This is a genomic window from Bacillus siamensis (assembly GCF_051628075.1).
GTDB classification, from domain to species: domain Bacteria; phylum Bacillota; class Bacilli; order Bacillales; family Bacillaceae; genus Bacillus; species Bacillus siamensis.
The window spans coordinates 3,070,004-3,096,774 of the sequence record NZ_CP155579.1 but is presented as its reverse complement, the minus strand read 5'-3'; the positions used below and the strand labels follow the sequence as shown (position 1 = coordinate 3,096,774).

Annotated in this window: 26 protein-coding genes; 19 read left to right on the top strand and 7 right to left on the bottom strand. The window is 49.0% G+C overall.

Annotated features, from left to right (window positions below; translation table 11 throughout):
- The first annotated feature begins 24 nt into the window (after window positions 1-24).
- The 8 genes from allC (at window position 25) to ABDB98_RS15230 (ending at window position 8,772) form a co-directional block, all read left to right on the top strand.
- Window positions 25-1,263: an allantoate deiminase gene (allC, locus tag ABDB98_RS15265; protein ID WP_438420576.1), complete on the top strand. Its 1,239-nt coding sequence runs from the start codon at window positions 25-27 to the stop codon at window positions 1,261-1,263.
- 16 nt (window positions 1,264-1,279) lie between these two features.
- Window positions 1,280-2,530, top strand: a complete 1,251-nt coding sequence (gene pucG, locus ABDB98_RS15260) for a (S)-ureidoglycine--glyoxylate transaminase (RefSeq protein WP_438420575.1) — start codon at window positions 1,280-1,282, stop codon at window positions 2,528-2,530.
- Between the two features lie 229 nt (window positions 2,531-2,759).
- Window positions 2,760-3,752, top strand: a complete 993-nt coding sequence (locus ABDB98_RS15255; protein WP_438420574.1) for an XdhC family protein — start codon at window positions 2,760-2,762, stop codon at window positions 3,750-3,752.
- Window positions 3,749-4,366: a xanthine dehydrogenase accessory protein PucB gene (gene pucB / locus ABDB98_RS15250; RefSeq protein WP_438420573.1), complete on the top strand. Its 618-nt coding sequence runs from the start codon at window positions 3,749-3,751 to the stop codon at window positions 4,364-4,366. Before ABDB98_RS15255 ends, pucB begins: the two co-directional genes overlap by 4 nt.
- Entirely contained in the window at window positions 4,363-5,190 is an 828-nt protein-coding gene (pucC, locus tag ABDB98_RS15245) for a xanthine dehydrogenase subunit C (protein WP_438420571.1), read from the top strand. The genes pucB and pucC overlap by 4 nt, the downstream gene beginning before the upstream one ends.
- Window positions 5,187-7,424: a xanthine dehydrogenase subunit D gene (pucD, locus tag ABDB98_RS15240; RefSeq protein ID WP_438420570.1), complete on the top strand. Its 2,238-nt coding sequence runs from the start codon at window positions 5,187-5,189 to the stop codon at window positions 7,422-7,424. Before pucC ends, pucD begins: the two co-directional genes overlap by 4 nt.
- Window positions 7,415-7,936, top strand: coding sequence for a xanthine dehydrogenase subunit E (pucE, locus tag ABDB98_RS15235; RefSeq protein ID WP_438420569.1), 522 nt, complete (start codon window positions 7,415-7,417; stop codon window positions 7,934-7,936). Before pucD ends, pucE begins: the two co-directional genes overlap by 10 nt.
- 137 nt (window positions 7,937-8,073) lie before the next feature.
- The gene (locus tag ABDB98_RS15230) at window positions 8,074-8,772 is read left to right on the top strand and encodes an aspartate/glutamate racemase family protein (RefSeq protein ID WP_438420568.1); all 699 of its coding nucleotides are present in this window, start codon (window positions 8,074-8,076) and stop codon (window positions 8,770-8,772) included.
- Window positions 8,773-8,814: 42 nt separating this feature from the next.
- Here ABDB98_RS15230 and uraH read toward each other — a convergent pair whose 3' ends face one another.
- From uraH to pucR, 5 genes are all read right to left on the bottom strand, one after another.
- Complete coding sequence (uraH, locus tag ABDB98_RS15225; RefSeq protein WP_438420567.1) at window positions 8,815-9,162, bottom strand: hydroxyisourate hydrolase; 348 nt, start codon at window positions 9,160-9,162, stop codon at window positions 8,815-8,817.
- Entirely contained in the window at window positions 9,162-10,646 is a 1,485-nt protein-coding gene (gene pucL / locus ABDB98_RS15220; RefSeq protein ID WP_438420566.1) for a factor-independent urate hydroxylase, read from the bottom strand. Before pucL ends, uraH begins: the two co-directional genes overlap by 1 nt.
- 12 nt (window positions 10,647-10,658) lie before the next feature.
- Window positions 10,659-11,951, bottom strand: a complete 1,293-nt coding sequence (locus tag ABDB98_RS15215) for a nucleobase:cation symporter-2 family protein (RefSeq protein WP_438420565.1) — start codon at window positions 11,949-11,951, stop codon at window positions 10,659-10,661.
- Window positions 11,952-11,956: 5 nt separating this feature from the next.
- On the bottom strand, window positions 11,957-13,306 hold the full coding sequence (locus tag ABDB98_RS15210; RefSeq protein WP_438420564.1) for a nucleobase:cation symporter-2 family protein: 1,350 nt from the start codon (window positions 13,304-13,306) through the stop codon (window positions 11,957-11,959).
- A 144-nt stretch (window positions 13,307-13,450) separates the two neighbouring features.
- The gene (gene pucR, locus ABDB98_RS15205) at window positions 13,451-15,046 is read right to left on the bottom strand and encodes a purine catabolism transcriptional regulator PucR (protein WP_438420563.1); all 1,596 of its coding nucleotides are present in this window, start codon (window positions 15,044-15,046) and stop codon (window positions 13,451-13,453) included.
- A 174-nt stretch (window positions 15,047-15,220) separates the two neighbouring features.
- On the opposite strand from pucR, the gene ABDB98_RS15200 reads away from it, so the two are divergent.
- The 6 genes from ABDB98_RS15200 to yunB all read left to right on the top strand — a co-directional run bounded on the left by ABDB98_RS15200 (window position 15,221) and on the right by yunB (window position 21,034).
- A complete protein-coding gene (locus ABDB98_RS15200) occupies window positions 15,221-16,564 on the top strand; it encodes an allantoinase (RefSeq protein ID WP_438420562.1) in 1,344 nt (447 codons plus the stop codon).
- Between the two features lie 100 nt (window positions 16,565-16,664).
- On the top strand, window positions 16,665-17,018 hold the full coding sequence (locus ABDB98_RS15195; protein WP_438420561.1) for a YunG family protein: 354 nt from the start codon (window positions 16,665-16,667) through the stop codon (window positions 17,016-17,018).
- A 26-nt stretch (window positions 17,019-17,044) separates the two neighbouring features.
- Complete coding sequence (locus ABDB98_RS15190; protein WP_438420560.1) at window positions 17,045-17,896, top strand: DUF72 domain-containing protein; 852 nt, start codon at window positions 17,045-17,047, stop codon at window positions 17,894-17,896.
- A 19-nt stretch (window positions 17,897-17,915) separates the two neighbouring features.
- On the top strand, window positions 17,916-18,737 hold the full coding sequence (locus tag ABDB98_RS15185) for a sulfite exporter TauE/SafE family protein (protein WP_438420559.1): 822 nt from the start codon (window positions 17,916-17,918) through the stop codon (window positions 18,735-18,737).
- Window positions 18,738-18,754: 17 nt separating this feature from the next.
- Window positions 18,755-20,149, top strand: a complete 1,395-nt coding sequence (locus ABDB98_RS15180; RefSeq protein ID WP_438420557.1) for a bifunctional metallophosphatase/5'-nucleotidase — start codon at window positions 18,755-18,757, stop codon at window positions 20,147-20,149.
- Window positions 20,150-20,275: 126 nt separating this feature from the next.
- Window positions 20,276-21,034 carry a sporulation protein YunB gene (yunB, locus tag ABDB98_RS15175; RefSeq protein WP_076982791.1) on the top strand — a complete coding sequence of 253 codons (759 nt, stop codon included), beginning with the start codon at window positions 20,276-20,278 and terminating at the stop codon, window positions 21,032-21,034.
- 37 nt (window positions 21,035-21,071) lie between these two features.
- On the opposite strand, the gene lytH is transcribed toward yunB, so the two are convergent.
- Window positions 21,072-22,049, bottom strand: a complete 978-nt coding sequence (gene lytH / locus ABDB98_RS15170; RefSeq protein ID WP_060964379.1) for an L-Ala--D-Glu endopeptidase — start codon at window positions 22,047-22,049, stop codon at window positions 21,072-21,074.
- A gap of 201 nt (window positions 22,050-22,250) precedes the next feature.
- Here lytH and lipA point away from each other — a divergent pair, with 201 nt between their 5' ends.
- The 4 genes from lipA to ABDB98_RS15150 all read left to right on the top strand — a co-directional run bounded on the left by lipA (window position 22,251) and on the right by ABDB98_RS15150 (window position 24,906).
- Window positions 22,251-23,147, top strand: coding sequence for a lipoyl synthase (gene lipA, locus ABDB98_RS15165; RefSeq protein ID WP_003151923.1), 897 nt, complete (start codon window positions 22,251-22,253; stop codon window positions 23,145-23,147).
- A 219-nt stretch (window positions 23,148-23,366) separates the two neighbouring features.
- Complete coding sequence (locus tag ABDB98_RS15160) at window positions 23,367-23,642, top strand: YutD family protein (RefSeq protein ID WP_003151928.1); 276 nt, start codon at window positions 23,367-23,369, stop codon at window positions 23,640-23,642.
- Between the two features lie 25 nt (window positions 23,643-23,667).
- Window positions 23,668-24,102 (top strand): DUF86 domain-containing protein, encoded by a 435-nt coding sequence (locus tag ABDB98_RS15155; protein WP_342007020.1) that lies wholly within the window; start codon window positions 23,668-23,670, stop codon window positions 24,100-24,102.
- A 33-nt stretch (window positions 24,103-24,135) separates the two neighbouring features.
- A complete protein-coding gene (locus tag ABDB98_RS15150) occupies window positions 24,136-24,906 on the top strand; it encodes a TIGR01457 family HAD-type hydrolase (RefSeq protein WP_013353455.1) in 771 nt (256 codons plus the stop codon).
- Window positions 24,907-24,932: 26 nt separating this feature from the next.
- On the opposite strand, the gene ABDB98_RS15145 is transcribed toward ABDB98_RS15150, so the two are convergent.
- Window positions 24,933-25,433 (bottom strand): phosphatidylglycerophosphatase A family protein, encoded by a 501-nt coding sequence (locus ABDB98_RS15145; protein ID WP_438422153.1) that lies wholly within the window; start codon window positions 25,431-25,433, stop codon window positions 24,933-24,935.
- Between the two features lie 154 nt (window positions 25,434-25,587).
- Here ABDB98_RS15145 and yutH point away from each other — a divergent pair, with 154 nt between their 5' ends.
- On the top strand, window positions 25,588-26,604 hold the full coding sequence (yutH, locus tag ABDB98_RS15140; protein ID WP_438420556.1) for a spore coat putative kinase YutH: 1,017 nt from the start codon (window positions 25,588-25,590) through the stop codon (window positions 26,602-26,604).
- Window positions 26,605-26,771: the final 167 nt, after the last annotated feature.

Genomic DNA, 26,771 nt, shown 5'->3' with positions numbered 1-26,771 from the left:
CATAACGGCCAGAGGGGGGAGTACATGGAAAAGCAGAAGCTTTCAGTCAAAAACAGCATCACAGATTATATTGAATGGCTCGCCCAATACGGCGCATCAGCAGACGGCGGTGTAACGAGGCTTTTGTACACAAAAGAGTGGATGGACGCACAGCTTGCAGTGAAGACGGAAATGTCTTCATTCGGGCTTGAAACAAGATTCGATGACGTCGGCAATGTTTTCGGCAGGCTTTCGGGCACCCAGTCTCCGGATGAAGTGATTGTAACCGGTTCGCACATTGATACTGTCATCAATGGGGGAAAGTATGACGGCGCTTATGGCGTTCTGGCGGCAATGCTTGCGTTAAAGCAGCTCAAGGAAACATACGGAGCGCCGAAAAAAACGCTCGAAGCGGTCTCCTTATGTGAGGAGGAAGGCAGCCGTTTTCCAATGACCTATTGGGGGTCGGGGAATATGACGGGTGTTTTTTCAGAACAAGATGCAAAAGAGCCAAGAGACGAGTCGGGAGTCTCCCTCCAAACAGCGATGTATGAGAGCGGTTTTGGCAAAGGTGTGTTTCAGTCAGCATATAGGACAGATATCAGCGCGTTTGTTGAGCTGCATATTGAACAGGGGCAGACGTTGGAAATGTCAGGCAGGGATCTCGGCATCGTGACAAGTATTGCGGGGCAGAGACGATATCTGGTCACGCTCGAAGGAGAATGCAATCACGCAGGAACCACCTCCATGAAATGGCGCAAGGACCCGCTCGCAGCCGGCAGCCGCATCATTCATGAACTGCTTCTGCGCGCAGAAGAGCAGCCGGATGAGCTCCGTCTGACATGCGGCAAAATAACGGCCGAACCCAATGTAGCCAATGTCATCCCGGGGCGCGTGCAGTTTTCAATCGATATACGCCATCAAAATCAGCGCGTGCTGAAGCAATTTCATGAAGATATGGCTGTTTTGATCAACCGAATTTGCCGTCAAAAAGGAATTCACGCCGTCATTGATGAATATATGCGGATAGAACCTGTGCCGATGGATAAAAGGCTGAAGGATGCGGCTTTTGAAATGGCGGCAGAAAACGGCATCAGCTGTGAGGAAATGGTGAGCGGAGCAGGGCATGACGCGCAAATGATCGGACGGCGCCATCCGGCTTGTATGCTGTTTGTGCCAAGCCGAAGCGGCATCAGCCACTCACCGAAGGAATATACCTCAGCCAGACAGCTTGAGATCGGCATCCGCGCACTGACTGATTTATTATACAAACTGGCTTACTGATAAAGGAGGAATGGCTGTGTCAGGCAGAAAAGAATTATGCACGCCGTTAAGAACGATTATGACGCCGGGCCCTGTTGAGGTTGATCCGCGTGTATTAAGAGTAATGGGCACCCCTGTTGTCGGACAATTTGATCCGGCGTTTACGGATATCATGAATGAAACGATGGAAATGCTTCGGGAGCTGTTTCAAACAAAAAACCGCTGGGCATACCCGATTGACGGCACGTCACGGGCGGGAATCGAAGCGGTGCTGGCGAGTATCATTGAACCTGAAGATGATGTGCTCATCCCCATTTACGGGCGCTTTGGTTATTTGCTGACTGAAATCGCCGAGCGGTACGGGGCAAATGTTCATACGCTTGAGTGCGAATGGGGAACGGTTTTTGACCCGGAGGACATCATACGGGAAATGACAAAAGTGAAGCCGAAAATCGTCGCGATGGTGCACGGCGAAACTTCGACAGGGCGGATTCACCCGCTGAAAGCAATCGGCGAAGCCTGCCGCGCACACAATGCATTGTTTATTGTCGATGCAGTCGCGACGATCGGCGGCTGCGAGGTAAAGGTGGATGAATGGAAGATTGACGCGGCCATCGGCGGCACGCAAAAATGCTTGTCTGTTCCGTCGGGGATGGCGCCGATTACATATAATGAGCGGGTGGCGGATGTGATTGCGGCTCGTAAAAAGGTGGAGCGCGGGATTGCGACACAAGCGGACAGGGCAGCGCTTTCAGGAAACCGGCCGATCACAAGCAATTATTTTGATTTGAGCCAGCTTGAGGATTATTGGAGCGAAAGACGGCTTAATCATCATACAGAAGCGACGACGATGCTCTATGCCTTGCGTGAGGGTGTCAGGCTGGTGCTTGAAGAAGGTCTTGAAGCCCGCTTTGAGCGCCATCGCCGCCATGAGAAGGCGTTAGCGGCAGGGATTCAGGCCATGGGGCTGAATCCGTTTGGAGATGACAGCTGCAAAATGCCTGTTGTCACCTGTGTAGAAATTCCGGACGGCATTGACGGCGAGTCTGTCCGCCGCATGCTGCTGGCGCAATTCGGCATCGAAATTGCCAGCTCATTCGGTCCGCTGGCGGGGAAGATCTGGAGAATCGGCACGATGGGCTACAGCTGCAGAAAAGAAAACGTGCTGTTCGTCCTTGCCGGGCTGGAGGCTGTGCTGCTCAGACATGGTGCGGCGATTGAAGCCGGAAAAGCACTCCAATCGGCGCTTGACGTGTATGAAAACGTCGGCCGTCAGGCGGCGGTATAAAGCAAAGCTTGCGGAACCTCCGCAAGCTTTTTTAGTCATATGATGTGCTATTTCTCCAATCCGTTTTTCTCCGTTTGACTCTTTTTACAAATCTTCTTTCTCCGTGTTGTATTTTCTGACGAAGCATGAGTCAATTTTTCTTCCATCATCTATTCTTTATACAAGTTACCTATAAAATCACGCTGAACTTGTTGATTCTCACAGCAATGTAAGAGAGGGGGATACAGCATTGGCAAATTTGCACATGATGGTAGATGCGCTTCTGGAAGATCAGGAAGAGGCTGTGCTGGCGACAATTGTTCAAGTAGAAGGCTCAGCGTATCGAAAAGCAGGCGCCTCTATGCTCTTTAAGAAAAATGGGGAAAGGGTCGGCCTGCTGAGCGGCGGATGTGTGGAAGAAGATTTATTCCGCAGAATCAGTGAGCTGGGTGATCAGCTGACGTCAGCGCTGATTTCTTATGATATGCGGGCGGAGGACGATCTTTCCTGGGGCATGGGAGCAGGGTGCAACGGCATGATTCATATTCATGCGGAAGCAATCACTCAGGAAAAAAGACGGCACTATGAAAGAGTGCGAGACTGCCTTCATGCTGGCAAAGCAGTAACAGCCGTTACGCAGATTGACTCCTCCCGTTCTTTATTTCTGACGGAAAACGGGCATTTCGGGAATTGGCCGGGCGCGCCTCTGCAAGACATACAACGTACCGTTTCTGCGCTTCATTTACCGCATTTTGATCCATCTGCCAACCTGTTTATGCAGCGGATTGAACCGAAGCCGCGCCTCATTCTGTTCGGAGCGGGACCGGATATTGTGCCGCTTGCCAATTTGGCGGCTGATACAGGATTTTCTGTGATCGTGACAGATTGGCGTCCCGCTTATTGCACATCCTCTCTATTCCCAAAAGCGGATCGGCTGATCACCGCTTTTCCGGAACAAATGCTCAATGAATTTCAGTTTTTGCCGCAGGATGCAGCTGTTGTGGCAACCCACCATTTTCAGCACGATCAAGCGATCATCGACTTTTTATTTTCTCAACACCTTCATTATATCGGTTTGTTGGGTTCGGCAAACCGCACGAAGCGGCTGCTGAACGGTAAACAGCCGCCGGCTCACTTTTACAGTCCGGTCGGGCTTTCAATCGGTGCGGAAGGCCCCGAGGAAATTGCCGTCAGCGTTGTTGCCGAAATCATTCAAACAAGAAAACGGCTGGCGGTTGTATGAGAAGCCCCTATCTGATCGGTGTGTTTCTCGCTGCCGGCAAAAGCGAAAGGATGGGCCGAAACAAGCTGGCTTTGCCGCTAAAAGGAGAAACCGTCGGATCGCTTTCCTTGAAAACGGCTCTTCTGTCCGGCCTTGATCACGTGCTGATCGTCGAGCGGACAGAGCAAGCTTCCCTTGAATGGATGGGAGCACCCTATCACGCTCAGCCTTTTCGAAAACGCTGGAGTCTGCACGTTTGTCGAGACGCAGAAAAAGGTCAAGGGCATTCAGTCAGCAGCGGGGTGAGAAAAGCGGAAAGCATGGGAGCGGACGGCGTTGTCATTTTATTAGCCGACCAGCCGCAGCTTTCCGTTGATCATCTCAATGCCCTTGTGGCGATGGCACCTGAGTCGTTTGCCGTGTCTTCATCTTTAGGCGCTCCTGCCCCGCCAATCTATTTCTCAGCAGCGTGTTTTCCTTATATAAAGAAGCTAAAGGGAGATGAGGGGGCCCGCAGACTTCTGAAAAACGGGCAGCTTGGAAGAGGAGCCGTTTTGGAGGCAAAGGAAAGCGCGGAGCTGAACGATATTGATACACCGGAGGAATATGAGATGGTGAGGAGGGCGATGGTATGAACGGGCAAGTGCCAAAAGCGAGGATGAACATTCAATTATGGAAACCGGCAGCGCTCGATGAAGCCTATACGCTTCTAAAGCAGTTTGCCCCGGATGTGTGTGCCGCATCGGGCAGCACATGGCTTCAGCTTCAGTGGGATAAGGGAATTCTTCCGAAACAGCATCTTGTCAGTCTGGAAGGAATTGAAGAGATGAGGGGGATCAGCGTCAGTGACACCCACGTGTCGATCGGAGCGCTCACGACACTGAATGAATGCAGAAAAAATCCTTTGATCAAGAGTGCGCTTCGTTGTTTCAGCGACGCTGCTTCCGCCGTCGCCGCACCGGGTGTCCGCAGCCGGGCCACAATTGGCGGAAATATCGCGAGTAAAATCGGCGATTTGATTCCGCTCTTGCTCGTACTTGATGCGGAGCTTGTCGTATATCAAAAGGAGCTGATCAGACTGCCGCTTGGCGATTGGCTCGCAGATGAAAATGATGGAGGTGATATCGTCACGCGTGTCATCATCCCGCGTGCGGAGGGAGAGCGTGTGTTTTACCGCAAGCTTGGGAGGCGTCAGGCTTTTACAGGAGCGGCTGCTGTTGCGGCCGGACGTTTTTTGAAAGACGGCGGCATTCGTCTCGCCGCTGGCCATGCCGATATTACATCTGAAAGATTATTGGAAAGTGAAGCGAAGCGGATGGCAGGGTGTGATCCGCACGAGCTGTACGAAACGCTTATCCATGAGCTGCCATTTTCCGCAGATGCTTTTATGTCAGCGGCATACAGAAAAAAAGCCGCTGCCAACGTCATTATGTCAGAGCTGATGGCGGGGAATAAATGATGATCAACAAACCGTCAAGAGTCAGGCCGGATGGAAGAGAAAAGGTCACAGGAGAACTGAAATATATGACCGATCTCAGCTTTCGCGGAATGCTGTATGGCAAGGTGTTAAGAAGCGCTTATCCTCATGCGGAGATTGTGTCGATTTGCACCATGAAAGCTGAAGAATTGGAAGGTGTGCGGACTGTCGTCACTCATAAAGATGTTCCCGGATTAAACCGATTTGGCATCGTCATCCCTGATCAGCCGGTTTTATGCGAGGACAGAGTACGGTATGTCGGGGATGCGATTGCCGCCGTGGCTGCAGAATCGGAGGAAATCGCGGAGGCTGCGCTGGAGCTGATTCGTGTTGAGTATAGAGAGCTTGAGATCATTGATTCACCGGAAAAAGCGCTTCGCCCGGACGCACCCAAGCTCCACGAGGACGGGAATATCCTGCACCGCGCGTTTTTTTCAAACGGCGATGTCGAGGAAGGGTTTCGGGTGTGTGACACAGTCCTTGAAGAAACCTATGAGCTGCCCCGGCAGATGCATACGTATATGGAAATGGAAGGAGGCACAGCCGTTCCGGAGGATGATGGGGGCTTTACGATGTATGCAGGAACACAGCACGGCTATAAAGACCGTTTCCAGCTTGCTCGTATTTTTGACATTCCTGAAGAGAAGATCAGGGTTGTGTCGAGTCCGATGGGCGGCTCGTTCGGAGGAAAAGATGAGCTGAATATCCAGCCGTATGCCGCGCTCTTGGCCCTGAAAAGCGGACGCCCTGTCAAAATCCATCAGACGAGAAAGGAATCTGTACGTTCTGGCATTAAGCGCCATCCGATGAAGGTGACAATAAAAACGGGAGCTGATCAAACAGGAAAGCTTTTGGCTCATGATGTGAAAATTGTGGCGGACACAGGCGCTTACGCCACACTTGGACCCGCCGTTCTTGATTTTTCAGTCGAGCATGCCGCAGGCCCGTACCGTATTCCGAATATCCGGACGGAAGGGATATCTGTGTTTACGAACAACGGGGTGGCGGGAGAATTCCGGGGCTTTGGCGGCAATCAAATCACATTTGCCCTTGAAACCCATCTCGACCGTCTCAGTGATAGGCTCGGTATCGACCCGCTGGAGCTGAGAAGAAAAAATATCAGAAAGCCGTATGACTTAGGGCCGCTGGAACATCGGATTGCACCGACTGACGGAGCGGCACAGGTGTTGAATGCCATTTCTGAATCTTCCATTCTCACAAGAAGACGCCGGAACTCCGGGTATATACGGAGCGGCACGGGAGCGGCAATAACGATGCACGGCGGCGGGCTGGGCTATGGCCGAATGGATGCGGCGGGAGGCCGTTTGTCCCTTTCAGGTGACGGAAAAATCACAGCTTCGTTCGGATTTGAAGAATGCGGACAGGGCATTCTGTCGGCGATTGAACATATCGTCACCGAGGAGCTTGGCTGTGCCGCAGAGGATATTACCATTGTCATTGGGGATACCGCAAAAGTGCCGAAGTCAGGCTCCTCCACGGCGTCCCGCGGCACAAGCATGGTGTGGCACGCAATTCACCGTTTGAAGAAGCCGTTTCTTTCTCGCTTGAAAAAACGGGCGGCAGAATGGAGCGGTTGTTCAGCGGAAACCCTTATTCCCGGCGCTAAAGGCTTACGTGATAAAAACACAGAGGAGCTCATGGTGACATATAAAGAGCTGGCTGAAAAAGGCCCTTTGGCAGAGGAAACGGCATTTGACTTTCCGACAACGCCTGATCCTGTGGACGGCGGACATTTTCTCTACTCATTTGGAGCAGCCGCCGTTGAGGTGGAAGTGGATCTGTTAACGGGTGATGTCAAAGTGATAGATTGTGAGCACGCCATTGCGGCAGGACCGGTTGTCAGTCCGCAAGGTTATCGGGGCCAAATTGAAGGCGGCGCCGCCATGGCGCTCGGCTATACGCTGATGGAGGAAGCGAAAATGACGGACGGCCGTTATGCTGCAGAAAATCTCGATCACTATTTGATCCCCGGTGTCAAAGATGTTCCGAGCATGAAGGTGGTCGCCATAGAAGATGTAATGAAGGGAGACACGTATGGACCGCGGGGAGTCGGCGAAATCGGAACGATCGCTATCACTCCCGCTATTGTAAAGGCTGTACATGATGCGATCGGCTGCTGGATAAACAAGCTGCCGATTTCAAGAGAAGAGCTGCTTGAAGCGATAGACAGAAAGGGGCTGAAGCAATGGACGTAAAAGAGGCTGGATCACTTTCTGTAAAAAAGGGACAGTACCGAATGACCGTAAATGGGCAGGAGCGTGAGATTTCAGCCATTCCCACGGCACGTCTGAGCGATTTGCTTAGAAAGGAATTTCAGCTGACCGGGACAAAGGTGTCCTGCGGTATCGGCCGCTGCGGAGCATGCTCCATTTTAATTGACGGGAAGCTGGCCAATGCGTGCATGACGATGGCCTATCAAGCAGACGGCCATTCCATCACAACCATCGAGGGGCTTCAAAAAGAAGAGCTGGACATGTGCCAAACCGCTTTCCTGGAAGAAGGCGGCTTCCAATGCGGCTACTGTACGCCGGGAATGATCATTGCGCTTAAAGCATTGTTCGAAGAAAACCCGCATCCCACAGATGAAGACATAGAAGAAGGGCTGGCAGGGAATTTGTGCCGGTGTACCGGGTATGGCGGGATTATGCGGTCGGCTTGGAGGATGAGAAGAGAGCTGAACAGGGGGAAAAGGGAGTTCGACTGTTAAGAGCGGACTTTTAGTATCTAAAAAACTTCGGGATATTTTCCCCGCAGGCCATTTTCTGAAAAACAAATAATTGTATAAGACGAATCAATACTTTAGAATAATTGATTATATTCTGAAAAAAATTCAGGAGCGGTTATATGAAAACGATCGGCCTTATTGGCGGAATGAGCTGGGAATCTTCGGCTGAATATTATCGAATAATCAATGAAGAGATAAAAAAGAAACTAGGAGGGCTGCATTCTGCAAAATGCGTTTTATACAGTGTTGATTTTAAAGAGATTGAACACTATCAGTCTGAAGGGGCTTGGGATAAGGCGGGTGCAGCTTTGGGGGAAGCTGCGAGATCATTAGAAAAAGCCGGGGCAGATTTTATCGTCATATGTACAAATACCATGCATAAAGTGATTGGCTGTATTCAGAAAATGATCACTATCCCTATTTTACATATTGCAGATGCAACTGCCGATCAAATCACAAGACAAGGTATTCGTTCAGTAGGTTTACTTGGAACGAAGTATACGATGGAACAAGATTTTTATAAATCACGTATTGAGTCTCACAATATCAATGTCATTGTGCCTGCTGATGAGGAAAGAGAAGTAATCAATCATATTATTTATCAGGAGCTATGTTTAGGCGAAATCAAACAGTCGTCTAAAACCATGTATAAGAAGATTATCAATCATTTGGTGGATCGGGGTGCGGAAGGGATTATTCTCGGATGTACTGAAATTGGATTATTAGTAAAAGCCGAGGATTCTGAAGTGCCATTATTTGATACGGCTTTCATTCATGCACAAACAGCAGTGAATACATCTCTTTCCTTGCAGCTGTGAATGCTGCCATGGAGAAGCCCGCCTCACCGGCGGGCTTTCTTTTTAACTCCCCCTGTACACCTGATAACCAAACGGCGACAGCAAAAGCGGGATATGATAATGCGCATCTGAATCTGCAATGTGAAAACGGACGGTGACGATGGTTAAAAACGGCTGAGCGGCTGCGTTCACGTTTTTACTCGCGAAATAGTCCCCTGCATGAAACTCCATCATATACTCTCCGGACACCAGCTCTTCACCTGCGAGAAGCGGGGCATCGACTCTGCCGTCAGCGTTGGTGTATGCCTCTTTCCTAAAGCCTCCGCCGCCCAGCCGCTTCAATTCAATTTTTACGTTCGCCGCGGGTTTGCCGCAGGTTAAATCTAAGATATGGGTCGTCAGCTTTCCCATCAGGCTTTCAGGCTCCCTAAGGCTTCATTGGCTTTCTGTTTTTCTTTCTCGGCGTCTTCTCTTGTCACGGTAAAACGCTGGAAGCCGAATGGCGGGCGCGGTTCGGTGTAGACTTTTCCTTTGGAACCCGGAATTTCTTCCACGACTGTGTCCCATGTGTGATTTTGAGATTGGAAGGTGACATTAGTGAGCTGCGGGAATCTCGTTAAAATTCTGCAGCCGATATGATAGATTAAATGTTGGATTGAAGGGGTTTCAAGCTCGTGAAACACGGCGCACGCCAAGTCGCGGACCTGTTCAGCAGCGACGTAGCAGGCTGGATCAGAAGCGTATGCGTCATTTGTGTTTTCATAATGCCAGCCGATGTTTAGATGGACAAACAGCGGGCGGTTGCCGTCTTCGGGGAGAGTCGTATATTCGTCGCGAATAAAGCCGACGAAAGAGTTGCCGCTCACCTTGACGAGCTGAAGATCCATCATTTCGCTGTACTGCTCTGTAATCGTTATGGTCTCTCCTGTTCGTTCCGCTTTCAGCACAGACCGAGCCCGTTCGTTGCGTGATCTTCTGAAAACGAGCCGGCTTGTGCGGAGCTCCTGCGCCTCGTATGCGGGCATTGCTTCAAATGGAATCTCTTCGCCTGTCAGAGTAATCGTGTCCATATGAGAATACGTATTTAAAAATCGGTGAGCCACATCGTGTAAGAACCCCTCAATTGTTGTCCCTTCATAGGAAGCGAAATGGCGCTGAATAAAGTTTTTCATTGAATCCGTCGCCACGACGAGGGTGTTATCCCCGTCTATAAATGACGGCAGGAAGGCGTCTCCGCCAATTTCGCATGTCACATCAACGCCGACAACAGTATTGTCTCTCCCTGAAAAAGATGACTCTGGGATTTGCTTTACTCCTGTGAGCGGCTTTAAAAACGTTCGGTAGGCAAATACATTTCCTTTGCCGTAAGACATGGTTCTTTTCATTTGCGTCTCTCCTTTTTCAGTTATGATGTCCGCCAGCCGAAAGCGGGCGATGCGGTAAATTTCGATAAGGGCTTGCTGGAACTCGGTTTCCTGTTCGTTCTCGAGCCTTTTCACTAGGGCCCGGTGAATGTCCTGTTTCGTCTTTCCCTTTACCGCTAAAATAAAAGGAAAGCCGAAGCGTTCATGATAATGTTCATTCAGCTTGAGAAATTCCTCGTATTCCTCTTGTTCAAGTTTGCTGAGCCCTGCGTTCTGCTGCTCTCTTACCGAATCAGCGCTCATTGTTTTCTTTGTTCCGAGTCTGGGATGCTTGTTGATTACATCAAGCTGCGTCTGGCGGTCCGCGGCTTTTACAATGCCGGCCATTTTGCGGTGAAGGTCAGAAAGGGAAGAAAACGGGCGTAATTCCGCCGCTTCCTCGGCAATCCATGAAGAGTGTTCGAAAATAGATCCCAGCGTGTCTGTCAGTGTGTGTCTTTCCATTTGATTCAGGTCATCCATAGTGAACATTGGCATCTTCCTTTACGTTTTTATTTCAGCGTGATCCGGCTGTTTGGCATGAAAAAAAGCGTGCAATGCAATTGCCGTCAAACTGCCGATCACAATTCCGCTTCCTGCTAAAACTGAAGCCGCTCCCGGAAGAGATGAAAACAACGCGGGAACTGTCGTTGCGCCAAGCCCTAAGCTGACGGAAGCGGCGATAATCAGCAGATTGCCTTGCGAGTCGAGATCAACGCTGGAAAGCATTTTGATCCCGTAAGAAATGACCATGCCGAACATGACGATCATCGCGCCGCCGAGAACGGGGGTTGGAATCACTGTTGTCAGTGCAGCTGCTTTTGGAACCAGTCCGATTGCCATCAGCATCATTCCCGTGACGGCGATGACGTTAACACTTTTCATTTTTGACAGCTGGACAATACCGACATTTTGCGAGAAAGCTGTGTAGGGAAACGCGTTAAATAAGCCGCCAAGCACGATCGCAAGGCCTTCCGCCCGGTAGCCCTTTTCCAGATCCTTCTCCGACAGCCTGCGATTTGTGATATCGGCAAGCGCAAAGTAAACACCTGTTGATTCGACCAGACTGACAATCGCAACGAGAAGCATCGTCACAATAGCCGGCAGTTCAAAGGTCGGCATGCCGAAATAAAACAGAGACGGAATATGAAGCCATGACGCCTCCATGACATCAGAAAAATCGACCTTTCCCATGAAGAATGCGGCCGCTGTACCTGCGATAAGGCCGAGCAAAACCGCAATGGAGCGGATAAAGCCTGTAAAGAAATAAAACAGCAATAAGATAAAAGCCGTGACGCCAAACCCGAGAAGCACATTGTCCAGTGAGCCGAAGTCTTTGCTTCCATCGCCTCCGGCCAGGTTATTCATTGCTGTCGGAATCAGGCTGATGCCGATAATCATGACGACTGAGCCGGTCACAACAGGCGGAAAAAAGCGGACAAGCTTTCCAAAGAAGCCCGCGGCTAAGACGATAATCAGCCCTGCGGCAATAATGGCGCCATAGATCGCTGAGACACCGTATGTGCTGCCGATGGAAATCATCGGGCCGACCGCGGTAAACGTACATCCGAGCACAACGGGGAGGCCGATGCCGAAAAACCGGTTTTTCCATAGCTGCAAAAGAGTCGCCGCCCCGCACATGAACAAATCGATCGCGATTAAATACGTCAGCTGCCCCGCATTCAGCCCGATCGCCGCTCCGACGATCAGCGGAACGAGAATCGCTCCCGCATACATGGCAAGCATATGCTGAAGTCCGAGCATCGCCAGCTGAAAGGCATTTTGCTGTTTCTTCATTTTTTTTACACCTCTTTTTCTAATGCGAGTGTATGATCTAATGCCGGAAGTTCAGTTTTCTGTGTTGTTTTTTCTTTTTTGCCGCGCAGGCTGAAAAATAGATTCAAAAAGATGGCGGTCAGGCTGCCGGTGATGGTGCCGTCACTGACCAGAATTCTGATTGGAGCGGGGAATTCAGCAAAAATCCCGGGGACCGTGCTGGCGCCGATGCCGAGTGCGATTGAGCATGCGATGGTCAAGAGGTGATATTGGTTTTTGAGATCCGCTGTGCTGAGCATTTTAACGCCTGAGGCAATCACCATGCCGAACATGACAACGGTTGCGCCGCCAAGTACAGCAGCAGGAACGGCAGAAGCAAGGGCGGCAATCTTCGGTATCAGGCCGAGACAGACAAGGATACAGCCTGCTGTAACGACGATATTTCTTGTTTTCACTTTCGTCAGCTGCAATAAGCCGGCGTTTTGCGCGAAGGTGTTATAAGGAAAGGCGTTGAACAGCCCGCCGATGAGAATGGCGATTCCCTCCGCCCGGTAGCCTTTGACAAGATCTTTTTCGGTTAAAGATCTGCCGCATATCTTGCCGATTGCGTAGAAAACGCCGGTTGATTCGACGATAATGACCATTCCGACGATCAGCATCGTTAAGATTGGTCCGATTTCAAATGAAGGGGTTCCGAAATAAAACGGTTTCGGGATTTGGAAGAACGGGGCTTCAGCAGCAGCAGAAAAGCTGACTTTGCCCATGAGTGCTGCTGCCGTTGTTCCGGCGGCGATTCCGATCAGAACAGACAGCGTTCGGGCAAACCCTTTGAGAAAGCGGTTGAGGACTAGGATCAGAACAAGAACGCCGACAGAGAGAAGAAGGTTTTCGAGCGAACCGTATTCGGGGTTGGCGCCGCCGTTTATTTTTTCGCCGCCGGCCATATTTTTCACACCTGCCGGAACAAGTGAAAGGCCGATTAAGGTCACAACGGTTCCTGTTACGACAGGAGGGAATAACACGGTCAGCTTGCCGAAAAAACGCGCAAACAAAAAGATGAATACACCGGCTGTAATGATGGAACCGTAAACCGCGTGAATGCCGTAATTGGCGCCGATAGCGATCATCGGAGTGACGGCCACAAACGAACTGCCCAGCATGACGGGAAGCCCGATGCCGATGTGTGCGCCGCGCAAGGTTTGCAAAAGCGTCGCGACGCCGCACGTTAACAGGTCAATCGCTAACAGGTAAGACAGCTGTTCAGAGGTTACATTCAGCGCCCTGCCGACAAGCAGGGGCACTAAAATCGCACCTGCATACATGGCCAGCACATGCTGAAGGCCAAGAGAAAACACGGCAAACGATCTTTGTTTCAACATAGTCCCTCCTTGTATGTAAACTTTAGTAACATGATAGCGTGCTGATTTTTGGGTGTCATTGGGTACAGTAGCTGAAAAAGACAGGCGTTATTGCTGGAAGTGACGAAAAACGGTTTAGTTTGTAAGATTATGTGACAAATGCTAGCTGATCAGCCGCTGCATCCGTAAGGCCAGCCGCAAACGCATCGTCGTTTCAGGATCTTTTAAGCTTTTGCCCAGCAGATCCTCACATTTTTCAAGGCGGTAGATGACCGTATTGCGATGAACGTACAGGCGCTTTGCCGTCTCGGAGATTTGGCAGTGTGTTTCTAAATAGACGGACAGCGTATGAAGCAGGCTTTGATCCTCCTGCTGTTTTTCAGCGAGGCTTTGAAGCGTGGAACTGTAAAACTTCTTCAAATCCTCAACCGGAAGCAGGCGGAGAAGCTCGGGCACATCTTTCGCGTGATACACCTGGATAAACTCCGTGCTTCTTGACAAATGCCCAGAGTGCAGAGCATCAGAAGCCTCTGTGAATGCGTCGGGAACGTCAATGAGCTTTTGGCATATATTGCTGATGCCAAAGGACACCGTCCGCTTAAATTGAGCTCTGACCTGTGTTTGGAACTGCTCTAAAAAGCTGATCACCGAGGCGTGCATTTCATTCCAGCTGTCTGTCGCTTCTATCAGAATAATGCCGACATTTCCTTTTATAAAAAGGTGGGGCGGAAACGGGAAGGCTGATAATTCACCTTCAAGAAAGTCGAAGACACCGTCGGAGGCGAGCTGATTTTCTGTGAAGCTGATCGAATCGTTATTCCGGTCGAGTTTGCCGGCGATGCACATGTATTTTTGATCCCAGCGCAGCTTGAATTCCTTCGCCCGGTTTTTGATTTCATCGTCTGAAGAAAATGTGCGCTCAATAAAATTGCTGAAAAACTCATTGCGCGTACGGCGGCTGAATTGCTTCAGCGCATTTTCCTTCAGCAGTTCAAAGGATATCACGTTGGCCGCTTGCTCAATGGTGAGAATCAATCCTTTGTCGCCGGCCTGCACCATGTCCGGTATCAGCAGGAAGCCGCAGTTTTTTTCATGATTATAAATAGGAAGGACGGAATATGTTTTCTGATCGGAGATTGCGGAAAAACAAGTGAAAAACGGCCCGGATACGGTGTTCAGGACTCTTTTTAGCTTTTCGGTCTCAATTGAGATCTGATGGGACGCAGACAGCATTTTGGCATGCTGGTCCAGAAGCAGCACGGGTATCTGAAGCAGGTCTGAGACCTTTTTGAGGAGAGATTGCAGCCCTTTTCCGCTCATAATGTGGTTTGTGAATTTTTTGTGCGCGTAAATGGCTTGCTGAAGCTCGTTGGAACGCATATCGAGAATACGGCTGAGTGTTGCATTCACAATATCGCCGAGACGGATGTGTTCCGGAAGCTCAATGATCGGAAACGCGTATGAATCGGCCAGTTCGATGATTTCTTTCGGGATATCCTCCAAGTAGCGCTTTGTTTTAATGCCGAGACCCGCGCAGCCGCGTTTTGCCATTTGCCGAATCAATTCAGATAACTGGTCGGGGTGATCCTTCAGGTGATACGCGGTGGTGACGAGCAATTCATTCTTATGCAGGAAGTCTGCAATATCCGGTGCGTCCATCATATTGACATGCTGTACCTCTCTTTCCCCTCCTGCTTTTCCAGCGATTAAATGGGCGTTTTCAAAAGCCGGTATTCTCATCACATCAAAAATATTCATAGCGCATTCTCCTTTTCTATAAAAATATTGGTTAAGATGAATAATTTTCAATAGGAATTCTAGCGGTTTTGCTGATGTAATACGATTATAGTAGCAGTAAACTGTTGAAAATAGAATGGATTGTGTTACATAAACTGACATGAAAAATCGTCAACCTGACATGGGGGGATCGGTATGGCTTACGATATGGTGATAAAAGGTGCGAAGGCAGTTACGCCAGATGGTGTGAAGGAAGTTGATATCGCAGTTCAAAACGGTATCATTGCCGAGGTTGGTTCTGTCATTGAAACAAGCGGGGCAGAAATCATCCAAGCAGACGGAAAGTACGTGTTTCCCGGTGCGATAGACTGCCATGTTCATTTCAATGAACCGGGCAGAGAGGACTGGGAGGGAATTGAAACAGGTTCTCAAATGATGGCGGCAGGCGGCTGCACCACCTATTTTGATATGCCGCTCAATTGCATCCCATCAACCGTGACGGCAGAGCATCTACATGCAAAAGCTGAACTCGGAAGGCAAAAATCAGCCGTGGATTTTGCGCTATGGGGCGGACTTGTGCCCGGCCATATCGAGGACATCCGCCCGATGGCTGAAGCGGGAGCGATCGGATTTAAAGCATTTTTATCAAGATCAGGCACAGATGAGTTCCGCTCTGTTGATGAACGGACATTGCTCAAAGGCATGGCAGAAATCGCTGCAACAGGGAAAATCCTCGCTCTTCACGCGGAAAGCGACGCGATCACTAGTTATTTGCAGATGGTTTTGGCCAATCAAGGAAAGGTGGATGCGGATGCGTACGCCGCCTCCCGCCCGGAGGAAGCCGAAGCTGAAGCGGTATATCGCACCATTCAGTATGCGAGGGTGACAGGCTGCCCGGTTCATTTTGTTCATATCAGCACGGCGAAAGCGGTTCGGCTGATCAGAGAGGCGAAACGGGAAGGGCTCGATGTTTCAGTCGAAACATGCCCGCATTATGTCTTGTTCAGCCATGACGATTTACGGGAAAAGGGCTCTGTCGCAAAATGCGCGCCTCCGCTCCGGCCGCGAAAGTCGCAGGAAGCGCTGATCGAGGCGCTCATTGCGGGGCACATTGACATGGTTTCCTCAGACCATTCCCCTTGCCGTCCATCCTTGAAGCGGGAGGATAATCTATTTTTATCATGGGGCGGAATCAGCGGCGGGCAGTTTACTTTATTAGGGATGCTGGAACTCGCCCTTGAGCATCAGATTCCGTTTGAAACCATCGCTGAATGGACAGCGGCGGCACCTGCGCGACGATTCGGCCTTCAGAAAAAAGGGCGCCTTGAGGAGGGGTGTGATGCGGATTTTGTGCTTGTCAGCATGGAGCCGTACACTGTCACAAGAGAATCGATGTTTCAAAAGCATAAGCTAAGCCTTTACGAAGGACATACCTTTCCCTCCCGCATTTCGGCTACATACAGCAAAGGCCGGTGCGTGTACAGTGACGGGAAGAAAGCAAAAGAAGGCATTGACGGAGCGCTGGTCGTTCCTTCGTAAGCCCGGCGGATTTTACCGCCGGGTTTTTTTTGATTTCCGCCCTGCTTGTTTTTAAAATTTCATCAACGTGGTATCTTTTTATAAAAAGGAGTAAAACACATTGTATGATCAAATCTTGAACATATTAACGGCATCCTGGTCGCGCAAGACTAGTACAAAATGGACGGAAGAATGCCCGGCCAAAGGCCAGTGCGGCGTGACGGCTTTAGTCATCCAAGATGTTTACGGCGGTGACATTCTCAAAACAAAAACCGGCACAAGCTGGCATTTTTATAACCGAATAGAAGGGGAGATATATGATTTCACGAGGGGACAGTTTTCGGAGCCGGTCGTCTATCAGCATATCCCTTCTACCAGAAGTGAGGCATTTTCGGACACCAATGAACATCAATACCGGTATCTGAAAAGTGCATTCAGACAAAACATGGAGACGGAAAGAGAAAAACACCTGTGATAAACTAGAGTGAGAGGTGAAGGAATGTGATTTATATCGGACTGACGGGTTGGGGGGATCATGACAGCATCTATCCGCCTAAAACGGCGGGACCGCAAAAACTGCAGGCGTATTCCTCTCATTTTCCCATCGTTGAGCTGGACGCGAGCTTTTACGCGATACAGCCCGCCCGCAATAACGAGAGGTGGGTCAAAGAGACGCCGGAAACTTTTCAATTTATTATCAAAGCATATCAAGGGATGACGGGCCATCAGCGCGGCGATATTCCTTTTGAAACGAAGGAAGAGATGTTTGAAGCGTTTAAGCTGTCATTGACGCCGTATATAGAGCATGGAAAGCTTGCCATGGTGCTGTTCCAATTCCCGCCGTGGTTTGACTGCAAGAAAGAAAACGTCGCATATTTAAGATGGTGCAGGCAGCAGATGGGTGATATCCCGTGTGCGCTTGAATTCCGCAACAGGTCATGGTTTTCCCCGCCATTTTACGAGCAGACGCTTTCCTTTATGAAGGCGGAAGGCTGGATTCACAGCATATGTGACGAGCCGCAAATCGGCGAGGGCAGCATTCCGGCCGTCCTGAAAGCAACGGATGAAGAAAAAACGCTTGTCCGTTTTCACGGACGGAACAAGCAGGGCTGGATCAAACCTGACGGCGGGCAAAACTGGCGTGAAGTCAGATATTTATACCGCTATAATAAACAGGAGCTCAAAGATTGGAAAAACAATCTTCTGGAGCTGAAAAAGCAGTCGCGCAATCTGTACGTGCTCTTCAATAATAACTCAGGCGGAGACGCCGCCGACAACGGCCTTGAGATGCTTGAAATGCTAGATATACAATATACCGGGCTTGCTCCGAAGCAGCTTGACCTATTCAGCTAGAAAAGAGGTTTCAAGACACATGTCTTATCTTATTTTAATTATATTAGGATTTATCGCGGGAACGGTCGGCAGCCTGATCGGGCTTGGGGGAGGAATTATTATTGTGCCCGCAATGCTCTATTTAAGCACGATGACTCCGTTTTTCCATGACGTAACACCGCAGACTGCCATCGGCACGTCCCTTTTGGTGATTATATTTACGGGTCTGTCATCAACTCTGGCCTATATGAAATATAAAACCGTTGATTACAAAAGCGGGCTGATCTTTTTTATCGGTTCAGGTCCGGGAAGCATCATCGGCGCGTATTTGTCTAAACTCTTTAATGCGCATACGTTTTCCGTCTGGTTCGGACTTTTTATGATCTTGATTTCCATTACATTAATGCTGAAGGCGAAAGCAAAACCGGTCAATAAAGCGCATAAAGGCATGATCCGGACATATGAGGATGAATCGGGTGAGCTTTATACATATTCGTACCGTATGTTTACCGGTATCGCGATTGCCTTTTTCGTCGGCTTATTGGGCGGTCTTTTCGGCATTGGCGGCGGCTCTCTTATGGTTCCGGCCATGATGCTGTTATTTTTGTTCCCGCCGAAAGTGGCTGTGGCCACGTCAATGCTCATTATTTTCTTATCCTCCGTGACAGGTTCCGTGTCACATATCGCAGAGGGCCATGTCAATTGGCTTTATGCGCTGTGCCTTATTCCGGGCGCTTGGTTCGGCGGTAAAATGGGCGCGTGGGTCAACAAGCGGGTGCAGACGAAAACAATCGTGCTTTTCATGCGGATCGTCTTGATTTTGATCGGCTGTGAATTGATTTATCAAGGGATATTCAGCTAAAAGGTAGGAGAGATGGTATGTTAGAGAAGCTCCGTTTATATCATACGAATGATTTGCACAGCCATTTCGAAAATTGGCCGAAAATCGTACATTATATTGAGCAGAAGAAAAATGAGCATGAAAAAGACGGGGAGGAAACACTCGTTTTCGACATCGGCGACCATATGGACCGATTTCAAATGATAACGGAAGCGACCTTCGGCAAAGCGAATGTTGACTTGTTAAACCGTCTTGAGATTGATGCGGCCGCCGTCGGGAATAATGAAGGAATTACGCTGCCTCATGATGAACTGGCGGATTTATATACTCATGCCGCGTTTCCCGTCATCGTGTCCAACCTGTTTGACGCGGACGGACAGCGGCCGAAATGGGCCGAGCCATACGTGATCAAAACGCTGAAAAACGGGATGACCGCAGGCATACTCGGCGTCACAGTGCCGTATTATCCCGTCTATCAAAAGCTCGGCTGGACGGTGACGGATGCGGAAAAAAGCATTCAAGAATCACTTGACAATATCAAAGGCAAAGCGGATATCATCATTCTGCTTTCGCATTTAGGCTTGATCGATGACCGGGCCGCAGCGGAAAAATTCCCCGATATTGATGTCATTCTTGAATCGCATACACACCACCTTCTTGAGGACGGCCAGGACATAAACGGCGTATTGCTTGCCTGTGCGGAGAAATACGGGAACTATGTCGGCTGTGTCGAGCTGACGATCGAAAGTGAATCAAGAACCATTGTCAGCAAACAGGCATCTGTGCAGAAAATCGCTGATTGGCATGGTGAATCTGAAGATACGGCGGCTTATCTGAAAGAGAAAGAACGGGAAGCGGAAAACCTGCTTTCCGTACAAGTCGCCGATCTGAATGAAGAAGCCGGCGTGAAGTGGTTTGAAGAATCGCCCCTCCCGCTTCTTTTAGCCGAAGCGCTGAAAAGCTGGTGCGGCTGTGAAGTCAGCATGGTGAATTCAGGTGTTATTTTGGGGCCTTTAAGAAAGGGGCCTGTCACAAAGCTTGATCTGCACCGCATCTGCCCGCATCCGATCAATCCGGTCGCCGTGCGACTTTCAGGCAGAGAACTTCAAGAAACAATCAGCCAGGCTGCCTCTGAAAAAATGGAGCAGCTGCGGATTAAAGGCCTCGGCTTCCGCGGAGAAGTCATGGGCAGGATGGTATATGCCGGAGCAGAGGTGCAGACTGACATCCTTGAAGACGGGGTGACGCACCTCATCAATGTGAAAGTGAACGGAGAAGAGCTTGATCCGGACCGGATATACTCGGTTGCCGTTCTCGACATGTTCACACTCGGCAAGCTGTTCCCTGAGATCCGTGATTCGAAAGAAAAACAATACTTTATGCCGGAGTTTTTAAGAGATCTGCTTGCCTGGAAGCTTGCGCAGCAGCCGTAATGTCACGCCGGTCCATTTCTGCCGCGGGCACCTGAATGAAGGAAAGCGTGATTTTTTAAGAGCAAAAATAAATTACTATGTCCCCTCTTACAAGCATACATTGTGATATGTAAGGGGGGATTTTTCTTGCCTAGATACCGGAGCACTCTTCGCAAGAGAGGGCCTTTGCCTTTTCGGTATGTGCTTCTTCTGTCGTTTGCTTTTTTTATCATATCGACGGTCATCAGCCTTTGGATGATCAACTCCTCAATCAAACCGGTGCTGATGAACATCGGAGAAATGGAAACAAAACGGGTGGCGACAGAGGTCATTACGGAATCCATTGAAGAATACATGTCCCACAGCGACAATGTGAAAGATATGGTCGATATGAAAACGGATGAAAACGGAAAAGTCACAACGATGGATTTTAATACACAAGTGGTCAACAGCATGAAGGCGAAAGTGACAAAGCAGCTTCAGGCTCATCTGAAGGAAGCGGAGTCGAACAATAAGCAGCATGAAACAGAAAAAGGCGCCAAAACGGCCGATGCAATTATGATTAACATCCCTTTAGGGCAGGTCACGGGTAACAGCATTCTCGGGAATCTCGGGCCGAAAATCCCCGTGCGCTTTAACCTGATCGGCGATGCGTTAACTGACGTGAAAACAAAAATAAAGCCGTACGGCATCAACAATGCCCTGATTGATATCAGTATTTTCGTGGAGATTAAAGTGAAGGTGATTATTCCGTTTGCCAGCAAGACATCAGTCGTGACAAATAATATTCCGGTCTCCATTAAAGCCATTCAAGGAGAGGTGCCGCAGTTTTATAACGGAAGCGGCGGATCAGGTGTGACGCCTTCCGTTCAGCTGCCGAATGAAAAAAAGGAGAAAGACAAATAAAGACACACAGCCGCATTCTCTTCTGGCGGCTGTGTGTTTACTTTTTCCTGCGGATTTCTTTCCGTTCCCATGCCCTTAAATGAGGATACGGGTCAAAAGACCATTCCGACCTGCCGTTATCTTTATACATTCCGTAGTGAAGATGCGGCGGGAATTTTCCCGCAGTGCCGGGCGGGCCGTAGCCGGAGCTTCCGACAGAACCGATCACCTCACCGGGTTTGACGATCTGGCCTTTATGAATGCCTTTGGCAAAGCCGTTCAGGTGAGCGAAGTAGTGATACGTGTTATTGATATCCCTGATGCCGATTCTCCAGCCGCCGAAGCGGTTCCAGCCTTTCATCTCGACAATACCGTAGCAGGTCGATCTGACGGGGAGCCCGTAATGAGCGAATAGATCCGTTCCTTCGTGAATCCGGCGCCCGCCGAACCCCCGCGCGGCTCCCCAAGTGCTGCGGTAGCTGTAATCCGTTTTTACGGGAAGCGGAAAGGCGTGTTCTCCGAGGTCAAGGCGGCCGAATGTCTTGAACAGTGTCATGAATTCGGTGATAATGCCGACCGTCTGATCGCGGCGGTAATAATTCCAGAGGCCGATGCGGATATGGTCAAGATCCGTTCCGAATCCCGCTAAGTACTGTGCAAATGTATAAAGGATATCCTCATCATTGCTTACCTCGGCTTTTCCGTCACCGTCGCCGTCCAGGCCGATGCCGTCAAATACTTTAATACTGAGGGGCGCATCGTCCTTAGGATTTGGATTTTCAGGCCCGCTCCACAAATGATCCGGAATATAAATGCTGATGATTCCCGCTTTTTCAGGCAGATCCTTTCGGTTCGAGCGGACATTTTCTTCATATTGATCAACCGCTGCAAGCACATACCAAGGAATCTGCGTGACCGCCTCGGCTTTGCGGTACAATTGCATCCGTCCGTCGTAAACAGAAGCCGATTGTTCTTTTCCGCTAGCAGCCGGACAGAAAACGGATAAAAGGAGAAGAGCAGATAACAGAACTTTCACAACATGATCTCCTTTCAGGATTGAATACAAATAGTTTGCGGCAACAATCCGAGAAAATGTAAGTAATTCTCTTCCCTTGTCGAGAAATTTTTCCTATGTTAAAGTGACTATGAATAGAAATCCGCGAGTTTTATATCCATCGTGAAATAGAAATTTTTCGCACACAAACATGAATAAAGGGATAATGGAGATGATGGGGAAATGGCAAAGAAAGACGAGCATCTGAGAAAGCCGGAATGGCTCAAAATAAAGCTGAACACGAATGAAAACTATACGGGTCTCAAAAAATTAATGCGTGAAAATAATCTGCATACCGTATGTGAAGAAGCAAAATGTCCGAACATCCATGAATGCTGGGCTGTCAGACGTACGGCGACATTCATGATTCTCGGTTCCGTCTGTACGAGAGCATGCCGCTTCTGCGCTGTCAAAACGGGTCTGCCGACTGAGCTGGATCTGCAGGAGCCGGAACGCGTAGCTGATTCGGTTGCGCTGATGAACTTAAAGCACGCCGTCATCACGGCCGTGGCGCGTGATGATCAGAAAGACGGCGGAGCAGGCGTCTTTGCGGAAACGGTCCGGGCGATCCGCAGAAAAAGCCCGTTCACGACGATTGAAGTGCTGCCATCCGATATGGGCGGAAATTACGACAACCTGAAAACATTAATGGATACCCGTCCTGATATTCTGAACCACAACATTGAAACCGTGCGCCGCCTGACACCGAGAGTCCGCGCCCGTGCAACATATGACCGTTCTTTAGAATTCTTGCGCCGTGCGAAAGAAATGCAGCCTGACATCCCGACGAAATCAAGCATTATGATCGGTCTCGGCGAAACGAAGGAAGAAATTATTGAAGTGATGGACGACCTGCTTGCGAACAATGTCGACATCATGGCGATCGGCCAATACTTACAGCCATCCAAAAAACATTTAAAAGTTCAAAAATATTATCATCCGGACGAATTTGCCGAGCTGAAAGAAATCGCGATGCAAAAAGGCTTCAGCCACTGTGAAGCAGGCCCGCTTGTCCGTTCTTCCTATCATGCGGATGAACAAGTAAACGAAGCATCTAAAAAACGCCAGGCCCAAGCATAATATAAACCGAAAAAACCCAAAACGCCGCAGGTTTTGGGTTTTTTGTGATGGAGCCGTTTCAGCCGAAAAAAAAGTCATTCTTGAATAAGGACCGTCTGAACCGCTAAACTGGATATAAAAGGGAAAAATCTTCTCCGCAATCCGAAGCGTCTCATTTTGCAATTGATGCACAGAAGTCAATGAATTATGATAGTAAAGAGTGATAAAAGAGGTGAAGACATGATTCTTATTCAAAATGCCGAGTTTGAACTCGTACACGATTTTAAAAACGGCTTTAATGAAGAAGCGTTCAAAGCCCGCTATTCGGACATATTAAATAAATATGATTACATTGTGGGAGACTGGGGATACAGTCAGCTGCGGCTCAAAGGCTTCTTTGATGACCAGAATCAAAAAGCAACCTTTGAAACGAAAATCAGCACATTGGACGAATACATTTACGAATACTGCAATTTCGGCTGCGCGTATTTTGTTCTTAAACGAATCAGAAAATAATTGATGCAGAAGGGGATGCTGTCACGTGTATTTTGTTGACAGAAATAATATCGAACAAACACTCCGTTTTTTTGAGAATCAGCTGGCGCTGTTTGACAGCACGCCGGCTTGGCAGAGCGAGATCGAAAAAAGAGCGCTTGAGCGGATCAGCCATCTTATGATCGAATGCATTCTCGATGTCGGAAATGATATGATTGACGGCTTTATCATGCGCGATCCGGGAAGTTATGACGACATCATGGATATTCTGACGGACGAAAAGGTGGTAGCTGAGGAAGAAGGAAATAAGCTGAAGCAATTGATCTCTTCCAGAAAGCAGCTTGTTCAGGAATATCAGCACGCCGATCATCAGGAGCTGTTTACGCTGATCTCGTCAACCAGAGACGTGCTGAAAGCCTTTCCGGCCCGCGTAAGAACCTACCTTGAAACAGAGTTAGGCCCTGTTTCCGCATTTAAATAACAACAAGTGAGAAAATCCACAGGAGTGTTGAGTATGAAGGATTATAAAGGATATTTGATTGATTTGGACGGCACAATGTACAACGGGACGGAAAAAATCGAAGAAGCGTGTGAATTCGTGAGAACGCTTAAAGCGCGCGGCATTCCGTATTTATTCGTGACGAACAATTCCTCCCGGACGCCGAAGCAGGTGGCGGACAAGCTGATGAGCTTTGACATTCCGGCCTCTGAAGAACAGGTCTTCACAACAAGCATGGCGACTGCGCAGCATATCGCCCAGCAGAAAAAAGATGCGTCGGTGTATGTGATCGGCGAAGAAGGCATCCGCCAGGCCATCGAAGAAAACGGGCTGAGCTTCGGAGAAGAAAACGCGGACTTTGTCGTTGTGGGAATTGACCGCGGCATTACATATGAAAAATTGGCCACGGGATGTCTTGCGATCAGAAACGGCGCCCGGTTTATTTCAACAAACGGCGACGTCGCCATTCCGACTGAAAGAGGGCTTTTGCCGGGGAACGGCTCACTGACATCCGTTTTGACGGTGTCGACAGGCGTCGAGCCTGTCTTTATCGGCAAGCCGGAATCCATTATTATGGAACAGGCGATGCGGGTGCTCGGAACGGATATTTCCGAAACACTCATGGTCGGCGATAACTATGCAACGGATATTATGGCCGGCATCAATGCGGGCATGGATACGCTGCTCGTTCATACCGGAGTGACAAAGCGTGAGCATATGGCCGGTTACGATCAGAAGCCGACATATGCGATTGACTCTTTAACTGAATGGATTGAACATCTATAAAAAAGGGACGGCCATGACGGCCGTCCTTATTCTGTATTTCTGGCGCTGTGGGCAAGCCGGCTTGAAGCCGCTGCTGCGATTGCGCCGACGATATCATCAAGAAACGTATGGCATTCGCCCGTTGATTTATCATTTAACCGCCCGAGAATGCCGGGTTTTTCTTTGTCAATATAACCGTAATTCGTAAAGCCGATCGAGCCGTATATATTCACGATAGAGAAGGCGAGCACCTCGTCAACCCCATACAGTGATTCATCAATCGCCAAAATGGTCTGAAGCGGTTCAGACAGCTTTTTTTGTTCGGCGAGCACATCTAATTCTATTCCCGTTAATATGGCGTTTTGCACCTCGCGTTTCGCGATGACGCGGTCCACATTGTGCCTGCATACCTCCATCGTCAAATCAGGATGATATTTTTTCTGAAGGAAATACACAAGCTCGGCAATATCGTCCGTCTCAACTCCCCGTTCTTGTAAACGCGCTCTGGCGACAGCTTCCACCTGATTCAGTTGTTCCTTTTCTGACATTTGCTTCACCCAATCTTTTTTTACTAGTTTATACAACATCCTTCCGATGTGTACGATGTTTCTCCTCTTCATTCAAAGGAATACAATATGTATTCATAATTCCGCCGGCGTATGACTACGATGTGAATAGCTCTAATTTTTCAGGCAGGTGATTATGATGAAAAGCATCATTAAAGAAAAATACGGCATCCATGTCAGACAGCTTTCCGTTTATCTGAAATACCAATGCTTCCAGACGCCTAATTCCTTCTTCCTTATTATTCCCGTCTCCGGCTTTTCGCAATCAGAGCTGACGGAGCTTTATTACATGAGTCAGTATTTACAAGAACAAAGTGACCCATACGTTTCAGTGTTTATCTTTACGAAGGAAGGAGAACTGACCTTTGAGGACGAAGGCAAAACATATGCGCTCTTAAAAGCGCCGATTCCCGTCTCAAACCGGTCGTTTTCTGTCGGAGGGGAGCTTGCTGAATTCCACAGAAAAGGGCGGGGTTTTCCTTATGAAGTGAAAGAAGCGGGCAGAATCGGCCAATGGAAGGACTTATGGGGAAAACGGGTGGATCAGCTGGAATCATTTTGGATGCAGAAAATTCATATGTCTCCGCTTGAACCGTTCGAAAAGAAAATGATCGAAGCATTTCCTTATTATTCAGGCTTAGCGGAAAATGCCATTCAATATTTAGTGGATACGGAGCTGGATGACAATCCCGGCGCGGAAGACTCGGGGACGATCTGCCATCAGCGGATGGAACGGGATACCTGGTCGGAGGAATCATTGATCCGCATTCCGGGAGATTGGGTATTCGACCATGCAGCCCGTGATATTGCGGAATTTATGCGCAGTACGTATTTGTCTCATCGTGACGACTTGCTCAATGACGGGTTTTTGTTTTTGCAGGAATATGAGCAAGTTACGCCGTTATCCTCCTTTTCTAAACGCCTGTTTTACAGCCGCCTGCTGTTTCCGCTCCATTTTTTCGAGACGGTGGAGAGCTATTACATCTCTCATGAGTCTGAAAAGCATTTTTACGAAGAGCAGCTGGACTACATTCTTGCCGACTGCACCCGTTATGAACAGTTTTTGCAGACATGTCACGACATGCTGAATGTCAGAGCGGCGCAGGTGTTTGTCCCGCCTGTCGCCTGGCTCGGAAAAGGAAGCATGTCGTAAGAAAATATAACGCAAAAATATTTAGAAAATAGGGAATCTTGTCATATCAGTGTGTTAAGCGTTTTCATGACTGTGAAATCAATATTCAGCCGCTTGTCAAAACAAAAGCGGGCTTATATAATATTTGTAACTTAAATGTCTGTGAAGGGTTAACAATTGTCCTTTTC

What these genes read in the sequence shown, in the direction of transcription:
- ABDB98_RS15185 (WP_438420559.1), top strand. Translation starts at nt 17,916, where the DNA reads ATGTCTTATCTTATTTTAATTATATTAGGATTTATCGCGGGAACGGTC.
- pucC (WP_438420571.1), top strand. Translation starts at nt 4,363, where the DNA reads ATGAACGGGCAAGTGCCAAAAGCGAGGATGAACATTCAATTATGGAAA.
- pucL (WP_438420566.1), bottom strand. Translation starts at nt 10,646, where the DNA reads ATGTTCACTATGGATGACCTGAATCAAATGGAAAGACACACACTGACA.
- lipA (WP_003151923.1), top strand. Translation starts at nt 22,251, where the DNA reads ATGGCAAAGAAAGACGAGCATCTGAGAAAGCCGGAATGGCTCAAAATA.
- yutH (WP_438420556.1), top strand. Translation starts at nt 25,588, where the DNA reads ATGATGAAAAGCATCATTAAAGAAAAATACGGCATCCATGTCAGACAG.
- uraH (WP_438420567.1), bottom strand. Translation starts at nt 9,162, where the DNA reads ATGGGAAAGCTGACGACCCATATCTTAGATTTAACCTGCGGCAAACCC.
- pucD (WP_438420570.1), top strand. Translation starts at nt 5,187, where the DNA reads ATGATGATCAACAAACCGTCAAGAGTCAGGCCGGATGGAAGAGAAAAG.
- ABDB98_RS15180 (WP_438420557.1), top strand. Translation starts at nt 18,755, where the DNA reads ATGTTAGAGAAGCTCCGTTTATATCATACGAATGATTTGCACAGCCAT.
- ABDB98_RS15215 (WP_438420565.1), bottom strand. Translation starts at nt 11,951, where the DNA reads ATGAAGAAACAGCAAAATGCCTTTCAGCTGGCGATGCTCGGACTTCAG.
- ABDB98_RS15160 (WP_003151928.1), top strand. Translation starts at nt 23,367, where the DNA reads ATGATTCTTATTCAAAATGCCGAGTTTGAACTCGTACACGATTTTAAA.
- ABDB98_RS15230 (WP_438420568.1), top strand. Translation starts at nt 8,074, where the DNA reads ATGAAAACGATCGGCCTTATTGGCGGAATGAGCTGGGAATCTTCGGCT.
- pucE (WP_438420569.1), top strand. Translation starts at nt 7,415, where the DNA reads ATGGACGTAAAAGAGGCTGGATCACTTTCTGTAAAAAAGGGACAGTAC.
- allC (WP_438420576.1), top strand. Translation starts at nt 25, where the DNA reads ATGGAAAAGCAGAAGCTTTCAGTCAAAAACAGCATCACAGATTATATT.
- ABDB98_RS15200 (WP_438420562.1), top strand. Translation starts at nt 15,221, where the DNA reads ATGGCTTACGATATGGTGATAAAAGGTGCGAAGGCAGTTACGCCAGAT.
- pucB (WP_438420573.1), top strand. Translation starts at nt 3,749, where the DNA reads ATGAGAAGCCCCTATCTGATCGGTGTGTTTCTCGCTGCCGGCAAAAGC.
- ABDB98_RS15145 (WP_438422153.1), bottom strand. Translation starts at nt 25,433, where the DNA reads ATGTCAGAAAAGGAACAACTGAATCAGGTGGAAGCTGTCGCCAGAGCG.
- pucR (WP_438420563.1), bottom strand. Translation starts at nt 15,046, where the DNA reads ATGAATATTTTTGATGTGATGAGAATACCGGCTTTTGAAAACGCCCAT.
- ABDB98_RS15150 (WP_013353455.1), top strand. Translation starts at nt 24,136, where the DNA reads ATGAAGGATTATAAAGGATATTTGATTGATTTGGACGGCACAATGTAC.